We start from the raw sequence: 15,077 nt of genomic DNA, 5'->3' as shown, positions 1-15,077 counted from the left end.
TCAAAACGCGCACCCCCTACGACGAAGCGACCGCCTGGTCACACCATGCCCACGCCCCTACACCTTGACCTCAAACGACATGGGGTGTCTGACCGCTCTGCGACCCGCTTTCCTCACAGGAACCTTATGCGCACGCTTGATTACTCTTTGCGTTCATGCGGGCTGGCTCGATTTCTCGGAGCAGCCGCTCCGTGGCACGGACCGGAGCGGCACTCCTGGTCATGCTGGCCGCACTCGTGCACCTACTGGCCTGCGCCCACGGCCCGACAGCCGGTACGACGCAACGCGCCGATTCCCTGTTTCTGACCGCCTCCATCGCCTGCGGGCAGGCCCATGAGCGGCCGGAGCAGACGACGGCACAGCACACGACTCCAGCGCACGACAGCAGCATGCACTGCGGGGGGATGGACGGACCGACGGTTCAACCCCCGCGAGACATCACCGTCGCCGTGCCCGCAATCGACGACGCCCCGGCTGCCGACCACGTCGGCGTTCAGCTACCAACCGCTCCCTCAGCCCTGCGGTCCCCGTCCCGCACGCCCGGCCGGCCGGCCGCCGGGCAGACGCGGGCTCGACTCGGCGTGTGGCGAACCTGACCGAACCTGTGCCGAGCCTCCTGGCTCTGGCGCGACACCCGATCAGGTCCGCCCTTCCCCCACATACGGCCGATTGCCGCCCTGCGGCTGCGGTCGCAGGAGATGCACGCCATGAACGAGATCATTCGCACCGCTGCCCCCTCCTCACCCGCCCAACTGCCGGCCGATGCCAAGCGCCCGATGCACACGCCCGCCGGGCTGGTCGGCGACACCCCGGTCCTGTGGATCGGCGAACCCTTCACCACCGCCGGACGCGGCTTCTGGGCCAAGCTCGAAGGACACAACCCCGGCGGCATCAAGGACCGCACCGCCCTGCACATGGTCCGCGCCGCACTGGAGCGCGGACAACTGCTGCCCGGCGCACGGATCGTCGAATCCACCTCCGGCACCCTCGGCCTCGGCCTGGCACTCGCCGGTGCCACCTACGGCCACCCGGTCACCGTCGTCACCGACCCCGGCATGGAACCGCTCATGACCGGGCTCCTGATCGCTTACGGAGCCGAGGTCGAGGTCGTCGACACCCCGCACCCCACCGGCGGCTGGCAGCAAGCACGCCGCCACCGAGTCGAGGAGATTCTCGCGCAGTACCCGGACGCGTGGTGCCCGGACCAGTACAACAACCCGGACAACGTGGCCGCCTACGCCCCGCTGGCCCACGAACTCGTCGCCCAACTGGGCAGGATCGACACCCTCGTCGTCTCCGTGGGCACCGGCGGTCACTCCGCCGGCATCGCCTCCGTCCTCCGCGCCTTCTTCCCCCGCCTGCGAGTGGTGGGCGTCGACACCACCGGATCGACCATCTTCGGCCAGCCCGCCTCCCCACGCCTGATGCGCGGCCTGGGCAGCAGCATCTACCCCGGCAACGTCGCCTACGACCTGTTCGACGAGGTGCACTGGGTCGCCGCCCCGGAGGCCGTGTGGGCGGCGCGGCGCCTGGCCCGTGACCACTACGCCACCGGCGGCTGGAGTGTGGGGGCAGTGGCGCTCGCGGCTCGCTGGCTGTCCCGCACGCTGCCCGCCGAGAACCGGACCGTCGCCGTCTTCCCCGACGGCCCCCAACGCTACGTCGGGACCGTCTTCAACGACGCCTACTGCCACGAACACCGCATCCTCGACCACCTGCCCGCCGACGAGCCGGACGAGATCGCCCGCCCTGGCGACCGAGTCGTCACCCGCTGGACCCGCTGCACCGATGTCACGAACCCTCTCACCACGACCAGCGAGAAGCAGTCGGCCGAGCAGGCACTCGCGGGGGGCACCCGATGAGGACCCTGATGCGGCAGACCCGCTCCTTCTCACCCCCGACCCGGCTGCTGATGGCCAACCAGTTCGCCATCAACCTGGCGTTCTACATGCTCATGCCCTACCTTGCCGCCCACCTGTCCGGCGGACTCGGACTCGCGGCCTGGGCGGTCGGCCTCGTCCTGGGCGTGCGCAACTTCTCCCAACAGGGCATGTTCCTGATCGGCGGCACCCTCGCCGACCGTTACGGCTACAAGGCGCCGATCATGGCGGGCTGCCTGCTGCGCACCGTCGGCTTCGGCCTGCTCGGCTGGGTCGACAACCTGCCCGCCCTGATCGCCGCCTCGGCGGCCACCGGATTCGCCGGCGCGCTGTTCAATCCGGCCGTCCGCGCGTACCTGGCAGCCGAGGCCGGTGACCGGCGCGTGGACGCCTTCGCCACCTTCAACGTCTACTACCAGGCCGGTATGCTGCTCGGCCCCCTCGTCGGACTCGCCCTGCTGGCCGCCGACTTCCGTCTGGTGTGCACGGTGGCCGCTGCCGTCTTCTCCGTACTGACCGTGCTGCAGTGGCGGGCCCTGCCCGTACGCCGCGGCGACACCGCCGACTCCACGGCCATGCCGGAAGGAGTCCTCGCCCAGTGGCGCACCGTCGTGGCCAACCGGCCCTTCGTGCTCTTCTCCACGGCGATGATCGGCTCGTACGTGCTGACCTTCCAGGTCTACCTCGCCCTGCCCCTGGCCGCGCAGGGTGCGCTCGGCTCACGAGGAGCATGGGCGACCAGCGGACTGTTCGTGGTCTCCGCCGCCGTCGCGGTCGGAGCACAGCTACGGCTGACCGGCTGGGCGAAGAAGCGCTGGAGTCCCGCCCAGGCGCTGGTACGCGGGCTGGCCGCGATGGGCCTTGCCTTCCTGCCCCTGGCCCTCGCCCCGGCAGGCGCTACGGCCTCCGTCCTCGCCGCCCTGGTGATCGCGGTGGCGCTGCTCGCGGCCGGCAGCGCGGTGGTCTACCCGTTCGAGATGGACACCGTCGTCGCACTCGCCGGCAACCGTCTCGTCGCCACGCACTACGGCCTCTACAACACCGTCTCCGGTGTGGGTATCACCCTGGGCAACCTCGCCACCGGCGCTCTCTGGGACTTCGCCGCAGGCCACGACGCGCTCTGGCTGACCTGGTGCGCCCTGACCGCCACCGGGCTGGCGTGCGCGTCGTCCGTCGCAGCGCTCGCCCGCAGCGGACGCCTGGCCGTACGCCAGGAATCGCGCCTCGCACCTGCTTGACACTTGATCAGCTGAGGTTCCGTCCGGCCGAAGACCGCACCCACAGTCGGGTAGCGCAATTTCTGGCGACCCCGGACTGCCCCACAAGCCACACGAACCGCTTAGCATCTCCCCTGATGAAGAGCCGGGCGCCGCTGGCGCAGCGCAGCATACGCGGAGCGAGGTGGACCACAGCTCCCGCGGCGCTCGGCCCTGCTCTGGCCCTGCTGCTCGCCGCGCTGGTCATGTGCCTGGGATACGGAGCGCACGGCGCCGTCGGCGGCCATGCAAGCCCCGTCACGGCCATGGCCGGCGCTTCGTCCGCACAGGCACCGGCGGACGGCTCAATCGCGTACCACACGACGTCATCCGTGCACCAGAACGACTGCCCCGCCGGTGAGGTCTGCTGTACGTCCGCCATCCACCTCGGCGGAACCGTACCCGTCGCCCCCGTCCAGCCCGCGCCGGCAGTCCTGCCCCGCACACCACGACTGCCCGAACCACCGGCCGGCCCCCCACTCCTCGCCTCGCGCCCCCTGCCCGACGAGGCTCCTGATCTCCACGTCCTGCAGGTGCAACGGACCTGAGCGGATGCCTGCGCCCCGCACGCTCGCGCGTGGCTGGGCACCGAACACCATCCGCTCTCCCGTCGCACCCACCGCCGCCGCACGACAACGCCAAGGCGGAGAAGAGGACACGCACTCATGAGCAAGAGCAGCAAGAAGGCCGCCGCCGCCAGCCGGAAGGAACGCATCGAAGCGATGCGTCGCGCGGAGCAGGCCCGCGATCGCCGCAACCGCATCCTCGCCATCACGATCAGTACGGTCATCGTGGCCGGGCTGATCAGCTGGGGCGCGTACACCATCAACAGCGCCAACGAGAAGGACGAGCAGCAGGCAGCCGAAGCCAAAGAGCCTGTGAGCGGTGAGAAGACCTGGGACAACAAGAAGCTCGGACGCAACCACGTCCAGAGCACCGTCGACTACCCGATGAACCCGCCGGTCGGCGGGGACCACCACCAGGCCTGGATGACGTGCGACGGCACCGTCTACACGAAACCCATAGCGAACGAGAACGCCGTCCACTCCCTCGAACACGGCGCGGTCTGGATCACCTACAGCGACAAGGCCGCCGACGCCGAGGTCCAGGCGCTCGGTGACAAGGTGTCCAAGACCCCGTACACCCTGATGAGCCCGGCCGAGAACCAGTCCGGGACGATCATGCTGTCCGCCTGGGGCCGCCAGCTCACCGTGAAGAAGGCATCGGACCCGCGGGTCCAGCAGTTCCTCACCAAGTACGTCCAGGGCGCTCAGACCCCCGAACCCGGTGCCGCCTGTGCGGGCGGACTGACCGCGGCATGACGCCATGACCATGCGGAGTCGTCTGCGGTCCTATCGGTCCTATCGTTCCTGAAGGCCGACATCGCTCTTGGGCGAGGACGGCTGCTGTCTCTGCCGAGGTCCGGGCAGCGGGGTGGCGTCGGCGTCCAGGGCCGCAGCCGCGCACGCGTCAGGGCCGGGTGAGGATCGTGCAGATGTCACCGGCCGAGCAGGTGTCCGGGTCGGTCACGGCGGCCCGGCGGGCCGGCTCACGCAACACGGTGCGGGCCTGGCGGAGCTCGGCCATGCGCCGGTCGATCTCCGCCAGGTGCTCGTCGATGAGCACGCCGACCTGGGCACACGGCGCCTGGCCGCTGTCCCGCAGGGCAAGGACGGAGCGGATCTCGGCGAGGGTGAGCCCGGCGGCCTGGGCATCGCGGACGAACGAGAGCCGGGCGATGGTGCGGTGCGGATAGTCACGGTAGCCGCCGGGGGTGCGCGGGGGTGCGGGCAGCAGGCCGGCCTGCTCGTAGAAGCGGATCGTCTTCGTGGTCAGCCCCGTTTCGGTGGCGAGCTCGCCGATGCGCATGTCCTCAGCGTACGTCTTGACCTTCCAGCGGACTGGAAGGTCTACGGTCGGCCTCATGAGGATCACCGTGCTGACCGTCCCTGACTGCCCCAGCGCCCCGCTCGTCCGCGAACGGATCACGGCAGCCCTGGACGGGAAGCAGGCGCGGGTGGAGGTGATCGAGGTGAGCGACGAGACGGAGGCGGCCCGGTGGCAGATGACGGGCTCGCCCACGGTCCTCGTGGACGGCGTCGACCCCTTCGCCGTGGCCGGTGTTCCACCGAGCGTGTCCTGCCGCCTGTACCTGGACGAGGAAGGCCGGCCCAGCGGGGCGCCGGGCGTCGAGGCCCTGCGGCAGGCGTTCGCCGGCGCCGGGACATCCGCGTGCGCGCCTGTCGAAGAGTGCTGTGGCGACGACCGTCATGTGCTGGATCCGATCGGGCGGGCCGGCCGTGGCCGACGCGCCCCCGACGAGCGCGGACTGCGTGCGGTCCACCAGGCCGTGCTGCGCCACTTCGCCGTCACCGGCGACGCCCCCGAACCGGCCGACCTCGCCGCCGCCGCGACCGCCGCAGGCCGTACGGCTGTGGATGTGCTGGCCGAGCTGGACCGCGAAGACTTCCTGGCTCTCGGCGCCGACGGGCGGATCCGGGCGGCCTATCCGTTCTCCGCGGTGCCGACCCCGCACCGCCTGCGTCTGGCCGGCGGGGTGGAGGCGTGGGCGATGTGCGCGATCGACGCCCTCGGCGTGGCCGCGATGCTCCACCAGGACGTCGCGATCACCTCCTGTGACCCGGTCGACGGCAGTCCGATCACGGTCAGCTTCACCAAGGGCACCGCGCAGTGGGACCCGGCCGCAGCGGTCGTCTACGTCGGACAGCGGGCCCAGGTCGGCCCGGCGGCCACCGTGTGCTGTGACGCGCTGAACTTCTTCGCCGACCCTGCCACGGCCGGGGCATGGGCCCGGCAGCATCCCGAGGTCCATGGCCGGATCACGAGCCAGGCCGAAGCCCTGCGCATCGCCGAGCAGACCTTCGGTCCGCTCCTGGCCCGGGACTGACCGCACCCTGTATGAGGTGCCCAAGACCCCGTCACCAGCGGAAGACGGCAGGGCTGGGGTCTTTGCGTATGTACGGTCCGGTCGGCCGCATGGCTCGGTTCCTCGTTCTCAGCCCAGTTGCTCGGCCAGGCCGACGATGATGCCCTCCGGGCCGCGGAGGTAGCAGAGGAGGTAGGTGTCCTCGAAGCGGGCGATCCCGCCGATGAGTTCGGCGCCGTGCGGGCGTAGGCGGGCGACGGTGTTCTCCAGGTCGTCGACGGCGAACATGACTCGGTGCGTGCCCAGGATGTTGTGCGGTCGGTCGCGCGGGCCGTCGGTGATCGCCGCGGGGCTGCGGTACTTCGCCAGTTCGAGTCGGCTGTGGCCGTCCGGGGTCCGGACCATCGCGATGTCGCAGTGGACGCCGTCGAGTCCGGTGCACTTGTCGGCGACGGGGCCCTCGACCTCCGCCCTGCCCTCCAGCTCCATACCGAGTTCCACGAAGAACGCGATGGCGGCATCCATGTCCTCTACGACGATGCCGACGTTGTCCATCCGCTGAATCGCCATGCTGCTTCTCCTTCTTCGTCGTTGTCCCTGGGACGGAGCCGGGGGCATGTTCTCGACATCCGCGGACGCGGAGCCTGCGACAGCGTCACGCCGGGACGTACCGGGTCAGGATGATTCCGCTGCGGAACGTCTTCGTGTCGGCCAGTCGGAGCCTGGGGATCTCGAAACCGTCCGGGAAGAGCCTGCGGCCTCTGCCCTGGACCACCGGGTAGACGAAGAGGCGGTACTCGTCCACCAGGCCGGCCCCGATCAGGGTGTGGGCCAGCCGGATACTGCCGGTGAGGACGATGTCCTTGCCGCCCTCCTGCGCCTTGAGGGCGCGGACCTCCTCGACCGGGTCGCCCGCCAGTACGGTCGAGTTGTCCCACATCGGGTCGGTGAGCGTGGTGGATACGACGTACTTCTGGACCTGGTTGAGGTATGCGGTGATGCCGGTGGTGTCGTCGGCCTGGTTCGGCCAGTAGCCGCGGAAGTCCTCGAACGTCTGCCGGCCCACCAGCAGCGCGTCCGCGCGGCTGTCCTGCCGGTGGCTCTCCTCCAGGACGTCGGTCATGTCGGCGTCGCCATCGGCCTGGGGATCGAACCAGTCGGTGAGCATCTCGATCGAGCCGTCGACGGTGATGTTCTCTGTGATCGCGAGTGTGCGCATGCCGGTCCTCCTGAGCGGGCGGCCACGGGTGGGGTCCGTCTCGTGACACTCTCCCAGGGCGGCCGTCGCTTTCGTCCGACCGAACCGTCGAGCGGTGCGGGTGCCGTCAGCCGGTCCTGTCGCTCGATGAGAGCTACGTCTTCATGCTCGACCAGGGTTCCACTCCAGTTCGTCTGCCATGTCCGGCTCCTCTTTCGGAGGCTCACCGATCCGGGAACTGCTCGTGCCCCGGCGGACCCGAGCCGTCCCACACCCCCCGTACCACCTCCGCGTACTCCCTGCCCTGGCGTCGTCCCTCCCGGGCCGCCCCCGGGATGCGGGCGGCGTTCAGGGGGTTGCGGCCGAAGGCCTGGCGGGACGCTCGGTCGGGGGTCAGAAGGGTGGCTCGGGTGCCGTGGGTGGTCAGGGTGCGGACCTGGGACTGGGCGCTCGGGGTTGCTCCTGCCGCCTTGGGGATGGGGGCCAGGACTACTACCCGGGCGCAGTCGGTGAGCAGGTCGGCGTTGGTCGCGGAGCGTACGCCGCCGTCCATCCAGCGGCCCTTTCCGATGGTGATCGGTGGGAAGAGGGGTGGCAGGGCGCAGGTGGCGGCCATGGCGTGGGGGAGGTCGACTCCGTCGGTGGCGGTGAACGCGGTGGGGGTGCCGGTGAGGGCGTCCACCGCGAAGAGGCGTACCGGGCGCTCCGGCCAGTCCGGGACCGGGATGTGGGGGCCTATCGCCTCCAGGACCGCGGTCTCCGGGACGTCGCGTACGGAGAGGGCCAGCCGGCTGAGGCGTTTCAGTGTCTTGTCCGGGTCGCGTGAGCCCAGGGCCGCCCACAGGTACCTGGCCGTCATGGCCAGAGTGAAGTCCACGTCGATCATGGGGCGTTCGCGGTTGATCTGTTCCGTGTAGAGGTCGGCCGGGGCCGAGCCCTTGGCCAGGTCCAGGGCCAGCAGGGAGCCGGCCGACGTGCCGGCGAGGACGTCGGCGTCGCCGAGGTGTACCCCGGCGTCGGCCAGTCCCGCCAGTACGCCGACCTGCCAGCCGTAGGCGGTCAGGCCTCCTCCGCCCAGGACCAGGGCCGTAGTCGGCCCGTTCGCCTCGTTCGCCACGTCCGTCCCCCTGTCGAGATAACGGGGACCACCCCCCGGTTTGTTTGCCGTCGAGACGGTAACAAATAAGTGGGGAGTGGTCCACGTTTAGGGTGGGGTGCTCGTCACGGGCTCGTCACGGGCGGGCCAGCACCGTCCTGATCACCTGGCGCAGCATCGACTCCGGGTCCGGGGCCGGGCCCGGGGAGCGCCAGGCGACGAAGCCGTCGGGGCGGACCAGGACCGCGCCGCCGCGGGTCACTCCGTGGGACTTCGCCCAGTCCTTCTCCTCGTCGTCCTGGACCAGGTCGGCCTCCGGGGTGCCGCCCACGCGGTACGGCTTCAGCGGGATCCGCATCTCGGCCGCCAGCCGGGTCGCCGCCTCGTGCCAGCCGGTGGGCTGGGCCGCGTCGCTGAGCAGGACCAGGGAGTCCTCGTAGAGGTCCAGGGTGGAGACGCGGGCATCACCCTGGCGGAGCCAGAGGTGCGGGGCCCTGCTGCCGGGTGCGCCGGTGAGGTCGAGGCCCTCCGGGACCACCGGGGTCGCCGGGTCGGCGCCGACCACCGCGCCCTGGGGGTAGCGGTAGCCGAGGGCGACGTTCAGGATGCCGCCGGGGCCACCGGCAGGTGCCCCGCCAGGGCCGCCACCGGGGCCACCGGGACCACCGGGGCCACCGGGGCCTCCAGGGCCGCCGGGCCGGCCGGCCGCACCGCCGGGACCGCCAGGCGCTCCTCCCGGACCACCCGGACCACCGGGGCCACCGGGCCTGCCGGCCGCGCCACCGGGACCTCCAGGACCACCAGGCGCCCCACCGGGGCCACCAGGACCACCGGGCCCACCAGGCCCACCAGGTGCACCACCCGCGCCCGGCCCCCCGCCCCCCATCCCCGGCGGCGGGGCGAAGCCCGGGTGGCTGTGTTCGACCGAGCGGCCCGCGGCTCGGGCACTGGTGGCCTCGGCGACCGGGCGGCGTTCCGCGTCGTAGGTGTCCAGGAGGCCGTCGCCCGCCCAGCCCTCCAGGACCGCGGCCAGTTTCCAGGCGAGGTTGTGGGCGTCCTGGATGCCGGTGTTGGAGCCGAACGCACCGGTGGGGGACATCTCGTGGGCCGAGTCGCCGGCGAGGAGGACGCGGCCGGCGCGGTAGCTGCGGGCCACGCGCTGGGCGGCGTGCCAGGGGGCCTTGCCGGTGATCTCGACGTCGAGGTCCGGGTCGCCGATCGCGCGGCGGATGTGGGCGGCGCAGCGCTCCTCGGTGAAGTCCTCCACCGTTTCGCCCTGTTCGGGGTGCCAGGGGAGGTGGAAGACCCAGTTCTCGTGGTTGTCGACCGGCAGGAGGGCGCCGTCGGCGTCCTCGCAGGTCAGGTAGCAGACGATGAAGCGGCGGTCGCCCACCACGCCGGCCAGGCGGCGGGAGCGGAACGTGACGCTGATGTTGTGGAAGAGGTCGCCGGGGCCGCTCTGGCCGATGCCGAGCTGCTCGCGGACGGGGCTGCGGGGGCCGTCGGCGGCGACCAGGTAGTCCGCGCGGATGGTGGTGTGCTCGCCGGTCTCCCGGCTCTTCACGACCGCCGTGACGCCGTCGGCGTCGTCCTCGAACGACAGCAGTTCGGTGCCGAAGCGCAGGTCACCGCCGAGGTTGGTGGCATGGGTGAGGAGTTCGGGCTCCAGGTCGTTCTGGCTGCACAGGCACCATCCGCTGGGGCTGAAGCGGGCCAGTCCGCCGCCCGGGTCCATCTCCTTGAGCAGCCACTCCCCCTCGTCGCCGACCAGCGTGGTCGTCTGCAGGATGCCGTGGTTCTCGGCCAGGGTGGCGGCGGCCTTCCTGATGTCCGGCTCGGTGCCGGCCACCCGGAAGATCTCCATGGTGCGAACGTTGTTGCCGCGCCCGCGGGGGTGGATGGAGGTGCCGGCGTGGCGCTCCACCAGGGTGTGCCGAACGCCGAGGCGCCCCAGGAACACCGAGGTCGACAGGCCCACCAGGGACCCGCCGACGATGAGGACCGGGACCCGGTGGACCGCGGGGGCGGCGCCTGGGGACCGGTCGGCTCTTTCGTTCATCGTTCGTCCTCCGTTGTGACATACGTCCGTCGTTCGGTATGGCGGACGTCGTCCTCGCTGTGACCGACGGGCGTCCTCGTATGCGGGACCGTCGTCGAGTGACTCGCCCCGCGCCAGATGTGCGCCGGGGCCCTCATGCCTTCCCCGTGCGGCCTGATGAGGCCCACGGCGGCTGAGCTTTCACCCGCTTAACACTCCTGGCGCGCGGTCCTCGCGGGCACGGCCGACGATCGTGCTTATTGCGACCGGCGTACCCGCCCGAGCCATGGCGCGCGCCGCGACGATCGCCCCCAGTCCCAGAGAAAGTTCCCCGGAGAAGAGGTGGGCCGGATGACGGTCTCTCCCGTCGAAACAACGGATGGCGTGTCGGCGGATGCCCTGACCACTGACGCCGGGGCGACGCCCGTCGCCCCGGCCGCGGACGCCGACGGCGTATCGACATCGGCGTTCGACGGATCCCGCGTACGGGTCGTCCTGATGCTGGACATCCACGACGGAATGCAGCAGGAGTTCCTGGACGCCTACGACGGCATCCGCGACCGGGTCGCCGCCGTTCCGGGACATATCACTGATCAGCTGTGCCAGTCCGTCGACAACCCCACCCAATGGCTCCTCACCAGCGAGTGGGAGACCGCTGAGCCCTTCCTGAGCTGGGTCAGCAGCGACGAGCACCTGGACATGGTCGAGCCCCTGCAGCTCTGCGTCCGCGACACCCACTCCCTGCGCTACAGCGTGCTGCGCGAGACCGAGGGCGATCCGGCCTCGTCGGGCGCGGCCGGTGAATCGCTGCGGTCCGCTCCCCGGATCGGGAACAACCTCGTCCGGCACGCCCTGACCTTCACCGTGCGGCCCGGCAGCGAGGTCGACGTCGCCCGGATGCTGTCCGACTACGCGGCGCCCGATGCCCATGTCGACGACGCCGGCCGGCTGCTGCGCACCTCGGTCTTCATGCACGGCAACCGGGTCGTGCGGGCCGTGGAGCTGCGGGGCGACCTGCAGACCGCGCTGCGGCACGTGGCCCGGCAGCCGGGAGTGCGGGCGGTCGAGGAGGCTATCAATCCGCATCTGGAGCAGGACCGGGACCTGCGCGACCCGCGGTCCGCCCGGGAGTTCTTCACCCGCGCCGCCATGCCGGCCGTCCACCACGTGGCGTCAGGGGGCCGGGCCGGCGTACGCGGGCAGCGGCTCGCACTGCTCTACCCGGTGCGGCCGGGCGCCGGTCCGGAACTGGCCCGGCTGCTGGCCCGCCGGGACGCGTCCGCCCTGCGGGACCAGGACGGCCCGGTCCTCTCCGCCACCGTCTTCCACCGCGACGACCTCGTCGTACGGCTCGTAGACGTGGACGGCGACCCGGACGGGGCGCCCGTGTCCGCCGTCCTCGGTCTGCCCGCGGCCGACGGGCCCGGCAGGTCGACCGGAGCCGCCGCGGCCGCCGCGATCGAGGCCGCCGAGCGGCTCCTGGACACCGCCGCGTACGGCGTCGACGGGCCCCTCGGCGAGCCCCGCACCCTGTCGTTGCTGCTGGCGCGGGCCCGTATGACGCCCCTGACCGACCGGGACGCGTCGGACGCCTGACCCACGCACCCGGTAAGGCCCGACGTCGCGCCCCGCCGGTCCGCGTGGTCTCCCCGCCCCCTCACCCTCCTCCCCCACCGGTTCCCGTCACCCCGGAGTGAACGACATGACAGACCAGCAGGTAAACATCATCTCGATCGGCGACGTCGCGCCGAACCGCCGCCGCGGAGGAGACATCCGCGCCATGCTCACGCCCACCAGCGCGGGTGCGACCAGCGGCTTCATGGGCGTGGCCATCGTGCGGCCCGGCGAGCGGATCGCCGAGCACTACCACCCGTACTCCGAGGAGTTCGTGTACGTCACCGAGGGCGCCCTGGAGGTGGACCTGGACGGGGCGCCGCACACCCTCTCCGTCGGGCAGGGGATGCTGATCCCGCAGGACATGCGCCACCGCTTCCGCAATGTCGGCGACGTCGAGGCGCGGCTCGTCTTCCACCTGGGTCCGCTGGCCCCACGCCCGGAGCTGGGCCACGTGGACACGGAGGACGCGGCCGGCAACGCGCTCCCGCACGAGCGGTCCGCCGCCGCGGCCGAGGCGGTGTCATGAACCGGCGACGGGTGGCCGTCACGGGCATAGGCGTCGTCGCCCCGGGCGGGATCGGTGTGTCCCAGTTCTGGGGCCTGCTGTCCGACGGCCGTACGGCGACGCGCCGCATCTCCCTCTTCGACCCGGCGGGGCTGCGTTCGCAGATCGCCGCCGAGTGCGACTTCGAACCGGCCGACCACGGGCTGGGCCTGGCCACGGCCCAACGCTGCGACCGGTACGTGCAGTTCGCGCTGGTGGCCGCCGCGGAGGCGGTCCGGGACGCGAACCTCGACCTGACCCGGCAGGACCCCTGGCGGGCGGGCGCCACGCTGGGCACCGCGGTCGGCGGCACCACCCGGCTGGAGCAGGACTACGTCCTGGTCAGTGAGCGCGGCTCGCGCTGGGACGTGGACGACAAGCGGGCCGAGCCGCACCTGGAGCGGGCGTTCACCCCGGCCACGCTCTCGTCCGCGGTCGCCGAGGAGTTCGGCGTGCGCGGGCCGGTGCAGACCGTCTCCACGGGCTGCACGTCCGGGCTCGACGCCGTCGGATACGCCTACCACGCGGTCGCCGAGGGACGCGTCGACGTGTGCCTGGCGGGCGCCGCCGACTCCCCCATATCCCCGATCACGATGGCCTGCTTCGACGCCATCAAGGCGACCTCGCCGAACAACGACGACCCCGCGCACGCCTCCCGGCCCTTCGACGCCGACCGGAACGGCTTCGTGATGGGCGAGGGCGCGGCGGTGCTCGTCCTGGAGGACCTGGAGCACGCCCGGGCCCGTGGCGCGGACGTGTACTGCGAGATCTCCGGCTACGCGACGTTCGGCAACGCGTACCACATGACCGGGCTCACCAAGGAGGGCCTGGAGATGGCGCGGGCCATCGACACGGCGCTGGACATGGCCCGCATCGACGGCTCGGCCATCGACTACGTCAACGCGCACGGTTCCGGCACCCAGCAGAACGACCGGCACGAGACCGCGGCCGTCAAACGCTCGCTGGGCGAGCACGCCTACGCGACGCCGATGAGCTCCATCAAGTCGATGGTGGGTCACTCGCTCGGCGCGATCGGCTCGATCGAACTGGCCGCGTGCGTCCTGGCCATGGCCCACCAGGTGGTGCCGCCCACGGCCAACTACACGACCCCGGACCCCGAGTGCGACCTGGACTACGTGCCGCGCGAGGCACGGGAGCGGACGCTGCGGCACGTGCTGTCGGTGGGCAGCGGCTTCGGCGGCTTCCAGTCGGCGGTCGTGCTGAGCGCTTCCGGTTCCGGTTCCGAAGGAGGGCAGCGATGAGCGGACGGCAACGGACCGACGACGGGGCCAGGCGCGCGGTCGTCACCGGGCTGGGTGTGGTGTCCCCGCACGGTGTCGGAGTCGAGGCGCACTGGAAGGCCACCGCGGACGGCACCAGCAGCCTGGGGCCCGTCACGCGGGAGGGCTGCGACCATCTGCCGCTGCGGGTGGCGGGCGAGGTGCGGGGCTTCGAGGCGGCCGAGACGGTCGAGGAGCGCTACCTCGTGCAGACCGACCGGTTCACGCACTTCGCGCTCTCCGCGGCCCAGTTCGCGCTGGCCGACGCCCGGTTCGGCCGGGCGGACGTCGAGTCGCCGTACTCGGTCGGCGTGGTCACCGCCGCGGGTTCCGGCGGCGGCGAGTTCGGGCAGCGGGAACTGCAGAACCTGTGGAGCCAGGGCTCGCGGTACGTCGGCCCGTACCAGTCGATCGCCTGGTTCTACGCGGCCAGCACCGGCCAGGTCTCCATCCGCAACGACTTCAAGGGCCCCTGCGGGGTCGTCGCCGCCGACGAGGCGGGCGGTCTGGACGCCCTGGCGCACGCGGCGCGGGCCGTGCGGGGCGGCACCGACACGGTGGTCTGCGGCGCGACGGAGGCACCGCTCGCCCCGTACTCGATCGTCTGCCAGCTGGGCTATCCCGAGCTGAGCCGCGCCGCCGAACCCGACCGCGCCTACCGTCCGTTCACTGAGGCGGCCTGCGGGTTCGCACCGGCCGAGGGCGGTGCCGTGCTGGTCGTGGAGGAGGAGCGGGCGGCCCGGGAGCGCGGCGCGGACGTGCGGGCGACGGTGGCCGGGCACGCGGCGACCTTCACCGGGGCCGGCCGCTGGGCCGAGTCCCGGGAGGGGCTGGCCCGCGCGATCGAGGGCGCGCTGGCCGAGGCGGGCTGCCGGCCCGAGGACGTCGACGTGGTCTTCGCGGACGCCCTCGGTGTCCCGGAGGCCGACCGGGCCGAGGCCCTGGCCCTGGCCGACGCGCTCGGCCCGCACGCCGCGCGTGTGCCGGTCACCGCGCCCAAGACCGGGACCGGGCGGGCGTACTGCGCCGCTCCGGTGCTGGACGTGGCGACGGCGGTGCTCGCCATGGAGCACGGGCTGATCCCGCCCACCCCGCACGTGTTCGAGGTCAGCCACGACCTGGACCTGGTGACCGGCCGGGCCCGACCCGCCGAGCCGCGCACCGCACTGGTGCTGAGCCGCGGGCTGATGGGCTCCAACTCGGCCCTCGTCCTGCGGCGGGGCGGCACCGCGCCGTCCGCGTACTGAGACCGACCGACGCCAATCCGAGTGAGCGCCGCGT

14 protein-coding genes are annotated in these 15,077 nt (G+C 72.0%); 9 read left to right on the top strand and 5 right to left on the bottom strand.

Annotated features, from left to right (window positions below; all coding sequences use genetic code 11):
- The first annotated feature begins 707 nt into the window (after positions 1-707).
- From ACFWR9_RS27830 to ACFWR9_RS27815, 4 genes are all read left to right on the top strand, one after another.
- Complete coding sequence (locus ACFWR9_RS27830; protein ID WP_383846629.1) at positions 708-1,862, top strand: PLP-dependent cysteine synthase family protein; 1,155 nt, start codon at positions 708-710, stop codon at positions 1,860-1,862.
- Positions 1,859-3,118, top strand: a complete 1,260-nt coding sequence (locus ACFWR9_RS27825; protein WP_383846628.1) for an MFS transporter — start codon at positions 1,859-1,861, stop codon at positions 3,116-3,118. The genes ACFWR9_RS27830 and ACFWR9_RS27825 overlap by 4 nt, the downstream gene beginning before the upstream one ends.
- A gap of 116 nt (positions 3,119-3,234) precedes the next feature.
- Positions 3,235-3,684, top strand: coding sequence for a hypothetical protein (locus ACFWR9_RS27820; RefSeq protein ID WP_383846627.1), 450 nt, complete (start codon positions 3,235-3,237; stop codon positions 3,682-3,684).
- A gap of 117 nt (positions 3,685-3,801) precedes the next feature.
- Positions 3,802-4,458, top strand: coding sequence for a DUF3105 domain-containing protein (locus ACFWR9_RS27815; protein ID WP_383846626.1), 657 nt, complete (start codon positions 3,802-3,804; stop codon positions 4,456-4,458).
- A gap of 148 nt (positions 4,459-4,606) precedes the next feature.
- Here the strand turns inward: ACFWR9_RS27815 and ACFWR9_RS27810 are convergent, their stop codons facing one another.
- Positions 4,607-5,005, bottom strand: coding sequence for a heavy metal-responsive transcriptional regulator (locus ACFWR9_RS27810; protein ID WP_383846630.1), 399 nt, complete (start codon positions 5,003-5,005; stop codon positions 4,607-4,609).
- 55 nt (positions 5,006-5,060) lie between these two features.
- Here ACFWR9_RS27810 and ACFWR9_RS27805 point away from each other — a divergent pair, with 55 nt between their 5' ends.
- Positions 5,061-6,044, top strand: a complete 984-nt coding sequence (locus ACFWR9_RS27805; RefSeq protein ID WP_383846625.1) for an alkylmercury lyase family protein — start codon at positions 5,061-5,063, stop codon at positions 6,042-6,044.
- Positions 6,045-6,152: 108 nt separating this feature from the next.
- Here ACFWR9_RS27805 and ACFWR9_RS27800 read toward each other — a convergent pair whose 3' ends face one another.
- The 4 genes from ACFWR9_RS27800 to ACFWR9_RS27785 all read right to left on the bottom strand — a co-directional run bounded on the left by ACFWR9_RS27800 (position 6,153) and on the right by ACFWR9_RS27785 (position 10,376).
- Positions 6,153-6,593, bottom strand: a complete 441-nt coding sequence (locus ACFWR9_RS27800; RefSeq protein ID WP_383846624.1) for a VOC family protein — start codon at positions 6,591-6,593, stop codon at positions 6,153-6,155.
- A gap of 85 nt (positions 6,594-6,678) precedes the next feature.
- Positions 6,679-7,242 (bottom strand): dihydrofolate reductase family protein, encoded by a 564-nt coding sequence (locus ACFWR9_RS27795; protein WP_383846623.1) that lies wholly within the window; start codon positions 7,240-7,242, stop codon positions 6,679-6,681.
- A gap of 202 nt (positions 7,243-7,444) precedes the next feature.
- A complete protein-coding gene (locus ACFWR9_RS27790) occupies positions 7,445-8,338 on the bottom strand; it encodes a patatin-like phospholipase family protein (protein ID WP_383846622.1) in 894 nt (297 codons plus the stop codon).
- 115 nt (positions 8,339-8,453) lie between these two features.
- The gene (locus ACFWR9_RS27785; protein ID WP_383846621.1) at positions 8,454-10,376 is read right to left on the bottom strand and encodes an FAD-dependent oxidoreductase; all 1,923 of its coding nucleotides are present in this window, start codon (positions 10,374-10,376) and stop codon (positions 8,454-8,456) included.
- Positions 10,377-10,706: 330 nt separating this feature from the next.
- On the opposite strand from ACFWR9_RS27785, the gene ACFWR9_RS27780 reads away from it, so the two are divergent.
- The 4 genes from ACFWR9_RS27780 (at position 10,707) to ACFWR9_RS27765 (ending at position 15,043) form a co-directional block, all read left to right on the top strand.
- Positions 10,707-11,951, top strand: a complete 1,245-nt coding sequence (locus ACFWR9_RS27780) for a SchA/CurD-like domain-containing protein (protein WP_383846620.1) — start codon at positions 10,707-10,709, stop codon at positions 11,949-11,951.
- Between the two features lie 106 nt (positions 11,952-12,057).
- A complete protein-coding gene (locus tag ACFWR9_RS27775; RefSeq protein ID WP_383846619.1) occupies positions 12,058-12,498 on the top strand; it encodes a cupin domain-containing protein in 441 nt (146 codons plus the stop codon).
- A complete protein-coding gene (locus tag ACFWR9_RS27770) occupies positions 12,495-13,778 on the top strand; it encodes a beta-ketoacyl-[acyl-carrier-protein] synthase family protein (protein WP_383846618.1) in 1,284 nt (427 codons plus the stop codon). The genes ACFWR9_RS27775 and ACFWR9_RS27770 overlap by 4 nt, the downstream gene beginning before the upstream one ends.
- Positions 13,775-15,043, top strand: coding sequence for a ketosynthase chain-length factor (locus ACFWR9_RS27765; protein WP_383846617.1), 1,269 nt, complete (start codon positions 13,775-13,777; stop codon positions 15,041-15,043). The genes ACFWR9_RS27770 and ACFWR9_RS27765 overlap by 4 nt, the downstream gene beginning before the upstream one ends.
- Positions 15,044-15,077: the final 34 nt, after the last annotated feature.

Source organism: Streptomyces sp. NPDC058534, from assembly GCF_042717365.1.
Classification (GTDB): domain Bacteria; phylum Actinomycetota; class Actinomycetes; order Streptomycetales; family Streptomycetaceae; genus Streptomyces.
Note: the sequence above shows the minus strand (reverse complement) of the source record. Positions and strands in the feature narration are given on the sequence as shown.

What these genes read in the sequence shown, in the direction of transcription:
- ACFWR9_RS27800 (WP_383846624.1), bottom strand. Translation starts at nt 6,593, where the DNA reads ATGGCGATTCAGCGGATGGACAACGTCGGCATCGTCGTAGAGGACATG.
- ACFWR9_RS27770 (WP_383846618.1), top strand. Translation starts at nt 12,495, where the DNA reads ATGAACCGGCGACGGGTGGCCGTCACGGGCATAGGCGTCGTCGCCCCG.
- ACFWR9_RS27820 (WP_383846627.1), top strand. Translation starts at nt 3,235, where the DNA reads ATGAAGAGCCGGGCGCCGCTGGCGCAGCGCAGCATACGCGGAGCGAGG.
- ACFWR9_RS27780 (WP_383846620.1), top strand. Translation starts at nt 10,707, where the DNA reads ATGACGGTCTCTCCCGTCGAAACAACGGATGGCGTGTCGGCGGATGCC.
- ACFWR9_RS27815 (WP_383846626.1), top strand. Translation starts at nt 3,802, where the DNA reads ATGAGCAAGAGCAGCAAGAAGGCCGCCGCCGCCAGCCGGAAGGAACGC.
- ACFWR9_RS27795 (WP_383846623.1), bottom strand. Translation starts at nt 7,242, where the DNA reads ATGCGCACACTCGCGATCACAGAGAACATCACCGTCGACGGCTCGATC.
- ACFWR9_RS27830 (WP_383846629.1), top strand. Translation starts at nt 708, where the DNA reads ATGAACGAGATCATTCGCACCGCTGCCCCCTCCTCACCCGCCCAACTG.
- ACFWR9_RS27765 (WP_383846617.1), top strand. Translation starts at nt 13,775, where the DNA reads ATGAGCGGACGGCAACGGACCGACGACGGGGCCAGGCGCGCGGTCGTC.
- ACFWR9_RS27805 (WP_383846625.1), top strand. Translation starts at nt 5,061, where the DNA reads ATGAGGATCACCGTGCTGACCGTCCCTGACTGCCCCAGCGCCCCGCTC.
- ACFWR9_RS27785 (WP_383846621.1), bottom strand. Translation starts at nt 10,376, where the DNA reads ATGAACGAAAGAGCCGACCGGTCCCCAGGCGCCGCCCCCGCGGTCCAC.
- ACFWR9_RS27810 (WP_383846630.1), bottom strand. Translation starts at nt 5,005, where the DNA reads ATGCGCATCGGCGAGCTCGCCACCGAAACGGGGCTGACCACGAAGACG.
- ACFWR9_RS27775 (WP_383846619.1), top strand. Translation starts at nt 12,058, where the DNA reads ATGACAGACCAGCAGGTAAACATCATCTCGATCGGCGACGTCGCGCCG.
- ACFWR9_RS27825 (WP_383846628.1), top strand. Translation starts at nt 1,859, where the DNA reads ATGAGGACCCTGATGCGGCAGACCCGCTCCTTCTCACCCCCGACCCGG.